This window comes from Xanthobacter dioxanivorans, from assembly GCF_016807805.1.
GTDB lineage: Bacteria > Pseudomonadota > Alphaproteobacteria > Rhizobiales > Xanthobacteraceae > Xanthobacter > Xanthobacter dioxanivorans.
In genome coordinates this window covers 2,578,712-2,592,188 of sequence record NZ_CP063362.1, presented here as the reverse complement: position 1 = coordinate 2,592,188, position 13,477 = coordinate 2,578,712, and the positions used below count along the sequence as shown (strand labels likewise).

At 64.4% G+C, this 13,477-nt stretch carries 14 protein-coding genes and 1 pseudogene; 12 read left to right on the top strand and 3 right to left on the bottom strand.

Annotated elements, in window-relative coordinates:
• Positions 1-68: 68 nt before the first annotated feature.
• On the bottom strand, positions 69-368 hold the full coding sequence (locus tag EZH22_RS12240; RefSeq protein ID WP_203195878.1) for a hypothetical protein: 300 nt from the start codon (positions 366-368) through the stop codon (positions 69-71).
• Here EZH22_RS12240 and EZH22_RS12235 point away from each other — a divergent pair.
• A complete protein-coding gene (locus tag EZH22_RS12235) occupies positions 367-1,725 on the top strand; it encodes a tyrosine-type recombinase/integrase (protein WP_203195877.1) in 1,359 nt (452 codons plus the stop codon). The genes EZH22_RS12240 and EZH22_RS12235 overlap by 2 nt on opposite strands.
• Positions 1,726-2,013: 288 nt before the next feature.
• On the opposite strand, the gene EZH22_RS12230 is transcribed toward EZH22_RS12235, so the two are convergent.
• Positions 2,014-3,156, bottom strand: a complete 1,143-nt coding sequence (locus tag EZH22_RS12230) for a hypothetical protein (RefSeq protein WP_231711443.1) — start codon at positions 3,154-3,156, stop codon at positions 2,014-2,016.
• 286 nt (positions 3,157-3,442) lie between these two features.
• Here EZH22_RS12230 and istB point away from each other — a divergent pair, with 286 nt between their 5' ends.
• Entirely contained in the window at positions 3,443-4,189 is a 747-nt protein-coding gene (gene istB / locus EZH22_RS12225; protein ID WP_269902918.1) for an IS21-like element helper ATPase IstB, read from the top strand.
• A 146-nt stretch (positions 4,190-4,335) separates the two neighbouring features.
• A pseudogene (locus EZH22_RS12220) lies at positions 4,336-4,491 on the top strand (transposase); the annotation flags it as partial.
• A 35-nt stretch (positions 4,492-4,526) separates the two neighbouring features.
• On the opposite strand, the gene EZH22_RS12215 reads toward EZH22_RS12220, so the two are convergent.
• The gene (locus EZH22_RS12215; RefSeq protein WP_203195873.1) at positions 4,527-5,438 is read right to left on the bottom strand and encodes a LysR family transcriptional regulator; all 912 of its coding nucleotides are present in this window, start codon (positions 5,436-5,438) and stop codon (positions 4,527-4,529) included.
• Between the two features lie 112 nt (positions 5,439-5,550).
• Between EZH22_RS12215 and EZH22_RS12210 the strand changes: the two genes are divergently transcribed.
• From EZH22_RS12210 to EZH22_RS12170, 9 genes are read left to right on the top strand one after another with little or no spacing between them, the layout of a single operon-like run.
• The gene (locus EZH22_RS12210) at positions 5,551-6,966 is read left to right on the top strand and encodes an amidase family protein (protein ID WP_203195872.1); all 1,416 of its coding nucleotides are present in this window, start codon (positions 5,551-5,553) and stop codon (positions 6,964-6,966) included.
• A gap of 26 nt (positions 6,967-6,992) precedes the next feature.
• Complete coding sequence (locus EZH22_RS12205; protein WP_203195871.1) at positions 6,993-8,201, top strand: ABC transporter substrate-binding protein; 1,209 nt, start codon at positions 6,993-6,995, stop codon at positions 8,199-8,201.
• A gap of 55 nt (positions 8,202-8,256) precedes the next feature.
• Positions 8,257-9,150 (top strand): branched-chain amino acid ABC transporter permease, encoded by an 894-nt coding sequence (locus tag EZH22_RS12200; protein ID WP_231711442.1) that lies wholly within the window; start codon positions 8,257-8,259, stop codon positions 9,148-9,150.
• Positions 9,147-10,121 carry a branched-chain amino acid ABC transporter permease gene (locus EZH22_RS12195; protein WP_203195870.1) on the top strand — a complete coding sequence of 325 codons (975 nt, stop codon included), beginning with the start codon at positions 9,147-9,149 and terminating at the stop codon, positions 10,119-10,121. The genes EZH22_RS12200 and EZH22_RS12195 overlap by 4 nt, the downstream gene beginning before the upstream one ends.
• The gene (locus EZH22_RS12190) at positions 10,118-10,876 is read left to right on the top strand and encodes an ABC transporter ATP-binding protein (protein ID WP_203195869.1); all 759 of its coding nucleotides are present in this window, start codon (positions 10,118-10,120) and stop codon (positions 10,874-10,876) included. The genes EZH22_RS12195 and EZH22_RS12190 overlap by 4 nt, the downstream gene beginning before the upstream one ends.
• A 2-nt stretch (positions 10,877-10,878) precedes the next feature.
• Positions 10,879-11,604 carry an ABC transporter ATP-binding protein gene (locus tag EZH22_RS12185; protein ID WP_203195868.1) on the top strand — a complete coding sequence of 242 codons (726 nt, stop codon included), beginning with the start codon at positions 10,879-10,881 and terminating at the stop codon, positions 11,602-11,604.
• Between the two features lie 33 nt (positions 11,605-11,637).
• On the top strand, positions 11,638-12,276 hold the full coding sequence (nthA, locus tag EZH22_RS12180) for a nitrile hydratase subunit alpha (protein ID WP_203195867.1): 639 nt from the start codon (positions 11,638-11,640) through the stop codon (positions 12,274-12,276).
• Positions 12,273-12,935, top strand: a complete 663-nt coding sequence (gene nthB, locus EZH22_RS12175; RefSeq protein ID WP_203195866.1) for a nitrile hydratase subunit beta — start codon at positions 12,273-12,275, stop codon at positions 12,933-12,935. The genes nthA and nthB overlap by 4 nt, the downstream gene beginning before the upstream one ends.
• On the top strand, positions 12,928-13,317 hold the full coding sequence (locus EZH22_RS12170; protein ID WP_203195865.1) for a nitrile hydratase accessory protein: 390 nt from the start codon (positions 12,928-12,930) through the stop codon (positions 13,315-13,317). The genes nthB and EZH22_RS12170 overlap by 8 nt, the downstream gene beginning before the upstream one ends.
• Positions 13,318-13,477: the final 160 nt, after the last annotated feature.

The window sequence follows — 13,477 nt, the reverse complement described above, 5'->3', positions numbered from 1 at the left end:
CCGTCGAATTTTGGAGAAGACGAGATTCGGATGCCGGCGCGAGCCGCGCCCCCATCTTGCCAGGGCGGTCAATGGGCTTCCAGCGACAGGATGGAAAAGCGCGACTTCCGCGCAATTGCCGAAGCAATTTCTGTTCTGAAATGGCGCACCCGACACGATTCGAACGTGTGGCCTTCGCCTTCGGAGGGATTACTGGTAGCTCCGTCGAAATTGCGAAGGAGCGCCAAATAATGCGCTATCATACTGCGAATAATAAAGAATTTGAAACCCACCCCAGCCGCGACTATCCTTTTCTCCGCCACGATTTTCGCCCTTCTGCTTACGTGGTGCTTACGCGAGATCAGGCGATCGGACTGGAGAAGCACCATGGCTAAGCTCACAAAAAGGGCCGTCGATGCCGCGGAATCTGGCGCCAAGGATTACGTGATCTGGGACGACGAGCTCCCTGGCTTTGGCCTGCGCGTGTTCAAGTCCGGCAAGCGAAGCTACGTCCTTCAGTATCGGTCGGCTGGCCGATCGCGCCGGTTCACGATCGGACTGCATGGGGTGTGGACACCGGAACGCGCGCGCCAGGAAGCTAAAGCCCAATTGGGCCGCATCGCGCAAGGCGACGACCCGGCCGAAGAACGGCTGCTCGATCGCAAGGCGCTCACGGTCAAGGAACTCTGTGACCTCTACCTCGCCGATCTGCAAGCGGGTCTCATCCTCGGAAAGGGTGGCCGCCCCAAGAAGCCGGGCACGATCGCCTCCGATCTCGGCCGCATCCACCGTCATATCGTTCCCCTCCTCGGCACGCGTCGCGTCAGGGACCTGATGAAAGCCGACATCACGAGGGCCATGAAGGACATCATGGCAGGGAAGACGCGTGTCACCGTCATGACGAAGAACCTGCGCGGCAAGTCCATCGTGAGAGGCGGGGCCGGCACAGCTACGCGGACAATCGGCCTGCTCGGCGGCATCCTCACCTATGCGGTCGAAGCCGGGATCATCGAAACGAACCCAGCACATGGCGTGCGGCGGCCGAAGGACAACGTGCGCGCGCGGCGGCTGAGCGAAGCCGAATATCGCGTCCTCGGTGACCTTCTCAAGACGGCGGCCGAGAATGAGAACTACCAGATGTCGGTCGAGGTCATCCGCCAGATCGCGCTCACCGGATGCCGCCGCATGGAGATGGTCACGCTGCGATGGGCGGAAGCCGATACGGATTCGAGCTGCCTCCGGCTGATCGACAGCAAGGAGGGAAGCTCCATCCGCCCCATCGGGCTGCCCGTGGTGGAATATCTGGAGAAGCGCCGGAAAGAGGCGGTCGGCGATTACGTCTTCCCCGGCCGGGGCGGCGAGAATGCGTTCGGCAGCTTTCCCAATCACTGGAGGAAGATCTTCGCGGCCTCGTCACTGGCCGACGTCACCCCTCATATCCTGCGCCACAGCTTCGCCAGCGTCGCGAACGATCTCGGCTTCACCGAGGTCACCATTGCCGCCCTGGTCGGCCATGCGAAGGGATCGGTCACGAGCAACTACATCCACACGCTCGACACCGCCCTGATCATGGCAGCCGATACGATCTCCGGCTACATTCAGGGGCTGCTCGACGGAGTTGAGTTCAAGCAGACTGCCTATGCGCTGGATCGCGGCTCCCGGAAAGCGGCATTGGCCCGGTTTCTCCAGAGGGTCGCCGGTGATGAGGATCCGGAACCGGACCAAAGCGAGCATCTCGTTGCATGAGTCGGTGCTCTTCCCCAGAGCATCCTGCGCCCCCCTGCCGGTGGGGGCCCTCCATGGGGCTCCTCGCCCTGGTGGCCATCTCCAATTATGCTGACGGGCTGCCTCTTTTTTTTCGCAGGAAAGCTTCTGCACCGGGGATGGCATCGACCCCGGACGCTCGAACATGGTGGACGGAATGGGACAGGTCGGCTGCCACCCGAGCCGCTCACCGACCGTGTCCCTCAGAAATCCGCGCCGGAGATGCGAGAGATCAGCTGCGCGAGATCGGCTGCCTAGCGGCGTGCCTCCTCACGACCATTGCGTAATTCTTGCAATCTCATTGAACATCCCCGCCGCGCCCCGGCGGAGCGGATCGAGCGCCTCGGCCCGTTCTTTCGCCCATGCGATCCAATCGCTCAAATTGCGATCCCCGACGCTGACGTCGCCTTCATCGAAGGCGCGCTTCTCCACTTCTGCCAGAAGCACAAGCAACCTATCGCGCTGCTCCAAATCCGCTGCAAGCTCGCGGAGCTTGTTCCAGCGTTTGTCATCGATTTCCCTGAGACGCCTGGCCTCGTAGCGCCGGGCCTCTTCTTCCCGATGCCGCTTCTCACGCTCCTCGCGCTCGCGCTTCTGCTGATCTAGGATCGGTCCCGCAGCCATGATGGTACCGACGATCTCCGGCAGCAGGTCGCCAATCTTTGTCTTCTGGCTTTCGATCCATTGAGGCTGCCGGCCATCCAGGTAGGTGGTGATCGACACGCGCAGGAAGCCTGACGAGCCGAGGCCCGATTGATGGTGGTCGGGATAGGCTGTCCACGTCCGCGTCTCATCGCGCGGCTTAAGCGACTTCACCAGCTTCTCCACGATCGAGCATTCAACGAGGTGGCTCGCAATTTTGAAGGTCACCTTTCCTGTCATCGGGGACTGCTCAATCCTGCCTCCGGCTTTCTCGACGCCCGTGAAAATCGCGCTCGTGACCCGGAAACGGTATAGGTCACGTATGGTTAGGTCGGGAAGCAGTCGAGGTGTCCACCAACTTTCGTGCCTTCGCCGTCTGCTCTCTTGCTCGCATTCCTTCTGCTGCTTCTTGTGCTCCGCAAGCCACGCCTTCACGCGTGGATGAAGGTCATCCAGGCCATCCGGCACTCCAATGGCTTCTACCTTCGCAGCGGCAGCCGTCGCCGACCTCTCAGCTTCCTGTAACGGCGCTGGCTTGGCGGGCGTGGGGTAGATATCCGTCACCTGCGGAATTCCGTCCCTGCGGGGCGGCAGCTTGAATGCAACCACCGGCTTGCCTACCTCCCTTTTGGCCCAATAGCCGCGCGGTGGATAAGGCACGTCCATTCTGTCGCAGATCTTGGCAAGCCCATTTCCGCTGATCCCGAACTCCTCCGCTAAACGGCTCATCGGTCTTTGCCAGACCAGCGCGAACAGCTCGTCGCGGCTCACATGCCGCGGCTCCTTGTGTACCGGTATGTCCGCCATATCTATCCCGCTTCACACTTGGTTGAACGCAAAGGCGACAAGAAGCTCACGTGCCGGATCGCACGCTGCGTGATCGATGCTCAATTCCGGTTCGCGCGGCTCTGGCTGCCCATCTTGCAACACGGCTCGTGCGCGAGAAGCCCACCACTTACGATTTTGGGGACGGCAGTTCGTATCTCAAAAATCCCAATTAAAAATCAAATATTTATTTAATTTTCGCGGGCTTCAAACTCAGCAGCTAAAATGGTTTTTGAGAAGGTCTTCGCCACCGCGCGCGATTGGACCGCATCTCCCGCGCGTTTCTCCTGCCTTCGAGACTGCCATGCCGATCCTCTCGCAATTCCTGAAGGCAGAGACAGCCGAGCGGGAGGTGCCATCGACCGCCTACCAGATCAAGGCCGCGCGCTTCCCGGCCTATCGCGACCTCGCCGGCTTCGACTTCGCCAGCAGCGAGGTCAACAAGGCGCTCGCGCGCCAGCTCCACCGCTGCGAGTTCCTCGACGACGCGCACAAAGCCGTCCTAATCGGCGGTCCCGGCACCGGCAAGACCCATATTGCCACGGCTCTTGGCGTCCTCGCCATCGAGCATCATCACAGGCGGGTCCGCTTCTTCTCCACCGTCAAGCTCGTCAACGCCCTCGAACAGGAGAAGGCCCAGGGCAAAGCCGGTCAGATCGCGGGGCGGCTCGTCCACGCCGATCTCGTCATTCTAGATGAGCTCCGCTACCTGCTGTTCAGCGCCTCAGGCGGCGCTTTACTGTTCCACCTGATCAGCAAGCTCTATGAGGGCACCAGCGTGGTCATCACCACCAATCTCAGCTTCTCCGAATGGCCCACAGTCTTCGGCGACGCGAAGATGACCACGGCACTACTCGACCGCCTCACCCACCACTGTCATATCCTCGAGACCGGCAACGACAGCTTCCACTTCAAGAGCAGCTCGGCAAAGCCACCCAAACCCACCAGGGAGAAGCCCCGAAACTTGACCGCCACCTGAACCGAAGACCACCATGAGCCTGGGTCACTTGTCAGTGGAAATCCAGGGTCACTTCTCGCCGGAAATCAACACTCAGCGACCGCGGGCCCTTCGCCAACGTCGGGCCGATGAAGGGCCGCAAGCGAACGCTTGCCTTCAGCCCGTGGCTCTATCGCCAGCGCAACCTCATCGAGCGCTTCTTCTCAAAGCTCAAATACTATCGCGCCGTCGAAACACGATACGAAAAGCTCGCCACAAACTTCTTCGCCGCCGTCAAACTCGCCGCAGCAGATCTGGATGCACTTTATAATTCGGAGACCTAGTGTCCGGTCTCGACGATGTCGTAGTGGATTGACCCTCACGAATTAGACGTCTCGTTCCGATCGCTTTTGGTGCGGCATAGATCGATGAACTGCTCCATCTTCTTGGTCAGGTCATTTCGCCGCCAAGAGAGATAGGATTGCGCTTCCATCTCCGATCCGCCGGCGAGGGAACGAATGCAGATCTCCTCGCCACCGCAGAAGCGGGGCACGCCGCAAAAGATGGTGTAAGCTAGGCCTGAAGTCACCAAGCCGAGTATGCCGGTGAGGCTGCTGGCCTCGATGCCTGAGGGCATGGTCAGTCCCTGCCGGTCGAACGCGGCGGCGATGATCGCCCGCATGGTCGGCCACTCCTCCTGCGTGCCGATGACGAAGTGGTGCTCCACCAGATCGGCCAGCGTGAGCTCTGCGCGCGCCGCCAAGGGGTGGTCCGGGTGCATGAGAGCATGCAGCCGGTGGCGGGCCACGGCGAGGGAATCGATGGCGGGGTTCTGGTAGGAGTACTCCAGGAATGCGAAATCAAGCTGATTCTCCAGCAGCATGTCGCGCTGGCGGGGTGCCGATTGAAAGGTCAGTTCCACCCGCACATGGGGGTTCTGCTCCAGATAATCGCGAACCGTGTCGGCAACGAAGGTGTGGCCGTTGATGGTGGTATAGCCGATGCGAAGGGTGGCGAGCGTGCCAGAGGCGATCAGCTGCGCCCTCTCCTCGGCCTTGCGCACGCTGCCGAGCAGCGCCTTTGCATCCACCAGGAACTGGCGCCCGGCCTCGGTCAGCCGGACCACTCGGGTACTACGCCACAGCAGGGCGACGCCGATCCGCTCCTCAAGCTCGCGTACCGTTCTGCTGACCGCCGGCTGGGCCAGATGCAGCCGCTCCGCGGCGCGGTGAAAGCTCAGTTCCTCCGCCACCGCGACGAAGGCCGAGAGGTGACGCAGCTCGTACTTCAATTGATGCCTCCGTCATATCAATAGACGACACACATAGCATTTATCATGCCGGTATAGCCAATCTAAGCTGATTCTAATGGACTCAGATTGATAACAATTAGGCAACACCCGGATGTCCGCGACGCTCCAACCTCCCACCGGCCTGACGGGCTCCGCCCTCGAAATTGCGATTGCTTTCCGGTGCGGCGCGGTGACGCCGCAGGCACTGGTGGAGCAACTGCTGGCGCGGATCGCCGAGGACGGGGACGCGCGGACCTTCGTCTGGGTTGCCGGGGACCGTGCTCGGGCCGAGGCGCAGGCGGCGGGCGCGCGCATCGCGCAGGGCCGGGCCCTAGGCTTTCTGGACGGGATCCCCGTGGCCTGGAAGGACAATATCGACCTTGCCGGCGCGCCTAGCCGCGCGGGCTCTCCGCTCATGCCGACAGCGCCGGTCGCCGACGATGCCGACTGCGTGGCCAACGCCGCCGAGGCGGGCGTGGTCAATCTGGGCAAGCTCAACATGAGCGAGCTCGCCTACACCGGGCTCGGACTGAATTCCTACTTCGGCACGCCGCGCAACATTCACGGCCCCGATCACGTGCCCGGCGGCTCCTCGTCGGGGTCGGCGGCCGCCGTGGCCCACGGCCAGGTGGCACTGGGGATCGGTACCGATACGGGCGGATCGGTCCGCCTGCCGGCCGCCTTCAATGGGGTGGTGGGTTACAAATCGAGTGAGGGGCGCATTTCAACCCGGGGCGTGGTGCCCCTCTCCCGCTCTCTCGACACGGTGGGCATCCTCGCCCGCTCGGTGGCCGACTGCGTGCTGGGCGACATAGCGCTGCGCGGCGCGCTGGCGAGCCCGGTGCGGCGACCTCGGATCGCGGATGTCGCCGTCCTCGTGCCCTCCAATCTCGATCTTGCCGCCTGCGCCGAGGCAGTCTCCCGAAATTTCAGCGCATCGCTGGATCTGCTCAGGAGCGCCGGCGCTCCCGTGTCGGTCCTTCCAGTGCCCGAGCTGGACGAGGTCCGCACCCTGATCGCGCGGTACGGCACTCTGACGGCGGCGGAAGCCTATCTCGAATACCAAGCCATGATCGATGGCGCCGATCGCGGCGACATGGACCCGAACATCGTGCGCCGCATGCTCGATGGCAAAGCGATGCTGGCCAGCGATCTGCTGTCGATCCAGCGGGCGCGGGCTGCGCTCGTTCCAAGGATCCGCGAGCGCCTCGCGGGCCGTCTCCTCGCGATGCCGACGACCCCCATCACCGCGCCACGCATCGAAGCCGTCGCCAGGGATGCGGATCGGTTCCGAGACCTCAACCTGACGAGCCTCCAGTTCACCGCCCTCGGCAATGTTCTCGACCTGTGTGGCGTCGCGTTGCCCAACGGGTTCGACGGCGGCGGCCTGCCCACGAGCATCCTCCTCAATGCGCCGGGCGGCGAGGACGAGCAGCTGCTGGGAGCGGCTTTGGCCATCGAGGCAGTGCTGGAGACGGGCGCCGTCGCCGCCCGCCGGAGCGCGGCACGGGCGGCAACGCTCGCATAACAAGCCAAAACAGAGGGATTTCACACATGAGCAGCAAGCGAGAGACGACTCCCGTTACCCGCCGCGCCGTCCTGGCCTCCGGCGGCGCCCTCCTGGCGATGCCAGCGCTGATACGAACCGCTTGGGCCCGCGAGCCGGTGACGCTGGGGGTGGTGATGCCATTGTCCGGGGCGGCGGCACAGTTCGGCATCAATTCGCGCGACGGCATCCAGCTGGCGGTGAACGAGATCAACGCCGCGGGCGGCCTCAACGGCGCACCGGTGAAGCTGATCGTGGCCGATGCCACCTCCAACGCCACCAACGCCGCGACCGTGGCGCAGCGCATGATCTCCCAGGAAAAGCTCTCGGCAATGCTGGGCTGCTTCGTCTCCGGACTGACGATGGCCGTCTCCGAGGTGACCGAGCGCCGCGGCATTCCGCTGCTCTCGGTCTCATTCGCAGACAGCCTGATGACGCGCGGCTTCAAGACCTTGTTCAGCCTCACCAATACCGGCTCGGAGATCGGCCGGGCGACCTTCGACTACACGCTGGATATTGCCAGGGAGAATGGCGCGCCGGTGTCCAAGGTGGCGCTGATGTACGAGGACACCGCCTATGGCAGTTCCCAAGCGGGCGGCCTGCGGAAGGCGGCCGAGGCGGCCGGGATCAAGGTGGTGATGGATGCGGCCTATCCGCTCGGCATCACCGATGTGAGCCCGCTCATCACCGAGCTGCGCCAGTCCGCGGCGGACGTGGTGTTCCCGGTATCCTACCTCAATGACAGCCTGCTCATCATCCGCTCCATGCGCCAGCAGGGCCTCAAGCTGCCCGTCGTCGGCGGCGCGGCGGGCTATGTGATCCCCAACTTCGTCGAGAGCCTCGGGCCTTATGCCGAGGGCGTCCTGTCCATCGCGCCGTGCAACCACGATCAGGTTCCCGCTTTCGCCGAGAAGTTCCGCAGGCGCTTCGGACACTTCATGACCTGGGAGTCGCAGGCCTTCGCCACACTTGTCGGCTGCCTGCAGATGGCGGTGGAGGCGAGCGCCGACGCCTCGCCCGCCGGGGTTCAGAAGGCGCTGCAGACCATGACCTTCGACAAGGGGCTGGCGACCATGTTCACCGGCGGCAAGGTCAGGTTCGACGCCCGGAACATCAACGAATATGCCCGGCCGATCATGGTCCAGTGGCGCGACGGCAGCCCGGTGACCATCTACCCCAAGCAATTCGCCCTGGCCCAGCCCGTATGGAAGTTCTGATCCGTCTTCCATGTCATGCCGGACGCTCGCGCTCGGCATGCTTTGCAGGGTGCAGATGATGAATTTTGTGACTTTTCTTCAGCTCAGCATAGACGGCCTGCTGACAGGCGGCATCTATGTAATCGTCTCCATCGGGCTCAGCCTGGTGTTCGGCGTCATGCACATCGTGAACTTCGCCCATGCCGAGTTCCTCATGCTCGGCATGTTCATCGCGTGGTTCGCATGGTCATGGCTCGGCCTCGACCCGATGCTCGGCGCCTTCCTCTCGCTCGCGCTCGTCTTCGTTTTGGGCATGGGGCTCCAGCGCTGGCTGATCCAGCCGGTGCAGGGGGCCTCGCAGATGTCCCAGATCTTCCTGACCGTGGGCCTCATGTTCATGCTGGAGAATGGGGCGCTCCTGCTGTTCGGGGCGGATTTCCGCTCCGTCAGCACGCCCTACCAGACCATGGGCATGGAACTGCTGGCAATCCCCGGCCAGGGCAAGGTGCTGGTGGGGCTCGACAAGGTCCTGGCTTTCGCCATGGCGGCGCTCATCGGACTCGCGGTCTGGGCCTTGGTCCAGTTCTCGCGCTTCGGCATGGCGATCCGGGCCACGGCACAGGATCCCATGGCGGCCCAGCTCATGGGCATCAACACCCGGCGTGTCTATCGCATCGCCTTCGGCCTCGGCGTCGGCCTGACGGCCTTCGGCGGCGCGGTGATCCTGCCCTACATGAGCGTCTTCCCGACGGTGGGTACCCAGTTCGCAGTGCTAATGTTCACCGCCGTGGTGCTAGGCGGCCTCGGCAATGTGGCGGGCGCGGTGCTGGGCGGGTTGTTGGTGGGCGTTGTCCAGTCGCTCTCCACGCTGCTTCTGCCCATCCAGATGCAGAACTTCGCACTCTTCGTCGTCTTCATCGCCGTGCTGGCGCTGCGTCCGCAGGGCCTCCTATCGCGGAGGGCCGCATGAACAGGCGTTCGATCCTTCTCTCCGCCACCGGCCTGGTGCTGCTTGCGCTGGCGCCGCTGAACGCCGATCCGCAGGGCTACCTGCTGCGGGTGATGTGCCTCGTCCTGCTATTCGCGGCCATGGGGCAGGCGTGGAACATCGTCGGCGGGCTCGCCGCGCAGGTGTCGCTAGGGCATGCAGCCTATTTCGGCATCGGCGCCTACACCTCCACCTTGCTCCTGGGCCATTTCGCGGTGTCGCCGTGGATCGGCGCCGTGTCGGGCATGGGGCTTGCGGGGCTGTTTGCCGCCCTGCTCAGCCTGCCGACGGCGCGGCTCACCGGTCATTATTTCGCCCTCGCGACCCTCGCCGCGGGCGAGGCCCTGCGGGTGATTGCCAACAGCTGGACGTCGGTCACTGGCGGTTCGTCCGGCATCTCGGTGCCCTACCGTCCGGGAAACAGCATTTGGTATCTGCAGTTCGCGGACCTGACCTGGTATTACTACCTGTTCCTGGCGGCGCTGCTTCTGGTCACCGGGCTGTTCTGGGCGATCAAGCGTTCGGCGTTCGGCTACCGATTGTGCGCTCTGCGCCAGAACGAGGAGGCGGCAGAGGTCATCGGCATCGACACCTATCGGGAGAAGCTCCTGGCGAGCATTCTCTCTGCCGTCATCACCGCTTTTCTGGGCACGCTCTATGCCCAGTTCCAGTTCTTCTTCGACCCGGACACCATTTTCTCCCTGGCGAACATCTCGGTGAAGATGGCCCTAATCGCCATTCTTGGCGGGGTGGGAGCGGTGTTCGGCCCCTGGGCCGGGGCGCTCTTCATAGTGGTGGTGGAGGAAGGGGTGAACACGGCCTTCGGCAGCGCCGCGGCCGGCCTGTCGCAATTCGCCTATGGCGGCCTCCTGGTGCTGATGGTGCTCATCGAGCCCCGGGGGCTGTTCCGCCTTGCCGAGCGGCTTGGCCTCAAGTTCCGGAGGGTGGCATGAACGGGCCCAGGGTGCGGGTGAGCGGACTGACGCGCCGCTTCGGCGGCCTCGTCGCGGTCAACGGCGTCAGTTTCGAGATCGGTGCGGGCGAGATCGTCGGGCTGATCGGACCCAACGGAGCGGGCAAGACCACGCTATTCAACCTGCTGGTCGGCCTCTGCCGGCCGAGCGAGGGCCGGGTGGAGCTGGAAGGGGCCGATGTCGCCGGCCTCAAGCCCCATCGCGTGGCGAGGGCGGGCATGACCAAGACCTTCCAGAACGTCGCGCTATTTCCTGAGCTGTCGGTACGCGACAACGTGATGATGGGCGGCCTGCTGCGGGTCGGCCTCGGCGAAGCGCGCCGCGCCGCCGACCGGGTGCTGGAGCGGGTGGGCCTCACGGCCATCGCACACAAGCCTGCCGGTGCACTTTCCCTGCCCGAGCGCGCCCGGGTGGAGGTGGCGCGGGCCCTGTGCACCCGGCCGAAAGTGCTGCTGCTGGACGAGGTGATGGCGGCCCTCACCCCCACCGAGATGGAGGAGATTATCGACCTAGTGAAGGGGCTCAGGGACGAAGGCACCACCTTCATGGTGGTTGAGCATCACATGAAGGCGGTCATGAGCCTCTGCGACCGATTGCTGGTGCTGAATTTCGGCCGGTTGATCGCCGATGGCAGCCCGACGCAGGTGACGCGCAACCACGATGTGATCGAGGCCTATCTGGGATCGAGCTTCGCCGCCAGCCACCGCAACGCCGACATCGCGACGGAGGCCTGAGCATGGCACCGCAGGCAATTTCCCTTCTCTCCGTCACCGGCCTGCGGGTCTCCTACGGCGGTCCTTGGGTGCTCGACGACATCAGCCTGGAGATGGCCGAGAGCGAGTTCCTCGCCATCATCGGCGCCAATACGGCGGGCAAGAGCAGTTTTGTGCGGGCGCTGTCCGGCCTGGTGCCCAAGGTCGAGGGGCGCATGGTCTTTGCCGGCGCCGACCTGCGTGCCCTCGAAGCGCACAGTATCCCGCAGCTCGGCATCGCCCATGTGCCCGAGGGCCGGCATGTCTTCCCCAAACTGACCGTCGAGGAAAATCTGCGAGCCGGCGCCTATCTCCGCGGATCCAAGGCTGAGATCATCGAGACGCTCGCCCATGTCTACGATTTGTTTCCACGCCTCAAGGAGCGCTTCCGCCAGCTAGCGGGAACGCTCTCCGGCGGCGAGCAGCAGATGGTGGCGGTGGGACGGGGCATGATGCTGCGCCCGCGCCTGCTGATCCTGGACGAGCCGAGCCTCGGTCTCGCGCCCAAGGTGGTCGAGGAGATGCACCAGCGTTTCATCGACATTCATGCGGCCGGCACGTCCGTGCTCCTGATCGAGCAGAACGTGTCCCTGGCGCTGAGCTGCGCGCAGCGGGCCTATGTGTTCCAGTCCGGCCGCATCGCGATGGAAGGGCGGGCACAGGACATGCTGAATGACGATTCGATCCGTCGGGCCTATCTGGGAATCTGAACGCGTCGGACAGGCGAAGGAAAGCGCTCCCCCATGTCGCACGACCACGATCACGATCACGGCTCCGGCAGCCATCTGGACGACATGACCGCCCGGGTGATGGCGCTGGAGAAGGTGTTGACCGAGAAGGGCCTGATTGATCCCGACGCACTCGACGCCATCATCGATACCTACGAGACCCGCGTGGGTCCGCGCAACGGCGCGCGGGTGGTGGCCCGCGCCTGGACCGATCCCGCCTTCGCCGAATGGCTCGCCCGCGACGGTGCAGCGGCCATCGGCTCCATGGGCTATACCGGCCGGCAGGGCGAGCACCTGCATGCGGTCTTCAATACCGAGGAGGTGCACAACCTCGTCGTCTGCACCCTATGTTCCTGCTACCCGTGGAGCGTGCTGGGGCTGCCGCCGGTCTGGTACAAGTCCCATGCCTATCGGGCCCGGGCCGTAAGCGACCCGCGCGGGGTTCTGGCGGAGTTCGGCCTTCACCTGCCAGCGGGCACGTCGCTCCGAGTGTGGGATTCCAACTCGGAGATGCGTTATCTCGTGGTGCCCCGGCGCCCGGAAGGCACCGAGGGGTGGGATATGGAGGCGCTGGCGCCCCTGGTCACCCGCAATTCCATGATCGGCACCGAGCTCGCCCTCGCTCCCACCGCGCAGAAGGCATCGCAGCCATGAACGGCCCGCAGGATGTCGGCGGGCGCCATGGCTTCGGCCCCTTGATTCTGGAACAGGACGAGCCGCTGTTTCACGCGCCCTGGGAGAAGCGCGCCTTGGCGGTGACTCTGGCCGCCGGCGCCATGGGCCACTGGAGCATCGACCAGACCCGCTGGGCGCGCGAGAACAGGGCGCCGGCCGAGTATTATGCGACGAGCTACTACAAGCTCTGGATCCTCGCCGTTGAGCGCCTGCTCGTGGAGCACGGGCTGGTCCGGCCCGAGGAATTGGCGGAGGGAAAGGCTCTCTTCGAGACCGTGCCGCCCAAGCGCGTGCTTAAGGCGCAGGACGTGGCCGCAGTCCTCGCCCGCGGCGCGCCGGTGGATCGTGATCCCGGCCCCGTCAAGCCGCGCTTCGACCCGGGGGATCTGGTGCGCACGCGCAACCTGCAGCCACCCGGCCATATCCGGCTTCCGGCCTATGCCCGGGACAAGGTGGGCCGCATCGAGGCGTTGCGCGGCTATCACGTCTTCGCCGATGCCAGCGCGAGGGGCGACGAAGGCGTCGCGCACTGGCTCTACACTGTCGTTTTCGACGCCCGGACCTTGTGGGGCGACGATGCGGCAGCGTCGGACACGGTCTCCATCGATGCCTGGGAGCCCTATCTTGAGCATGTCTGAGCAACGTATCCTCAACCCTCCGGCCGAAGCGTTACCTGGTCTTCCCGTCGACGAGGGGGAGCCGGCCTTCTTCGAGCCCTGGCAGGCAAAGGCGTTCGCCCTCACGGTGAGCCTCAATGAGGCTGGCTTCTTCGCCTGGAGCGAATGGACCGAGGCCTTCGCGGCCGTGCTCGCTGCCACCGACGCGCCCATGGCGGAGGCGCGGACCGCGGCCTATGCCGAAGCCTATTATCGAAGCTGGCTCGATGCCCTCGAGCAGCTCATCGGCCGCCACAAGGTGGCCGACGCCGCCGAACTGAACTTCATCGCCCAGACGTGGAAGCGTGCCGCGGAGGCAACGCGGCACGGCACACCCATCCGTTACGAGGCGGGCCTTCCCTGAGCCGCACCTTGCACGCCTGAACTTGCCCAATAGGATGCCTTCGATCCTTCCCGTCATAGGCGTCGAACGAACTCCGGTGATGGCCAGTGCCCCGATTGAGCACACCTCGCGCGTCGAGTGGCTCGCTGCGCGCCGTTTTCCGGCGACGGGGAACCAAAAG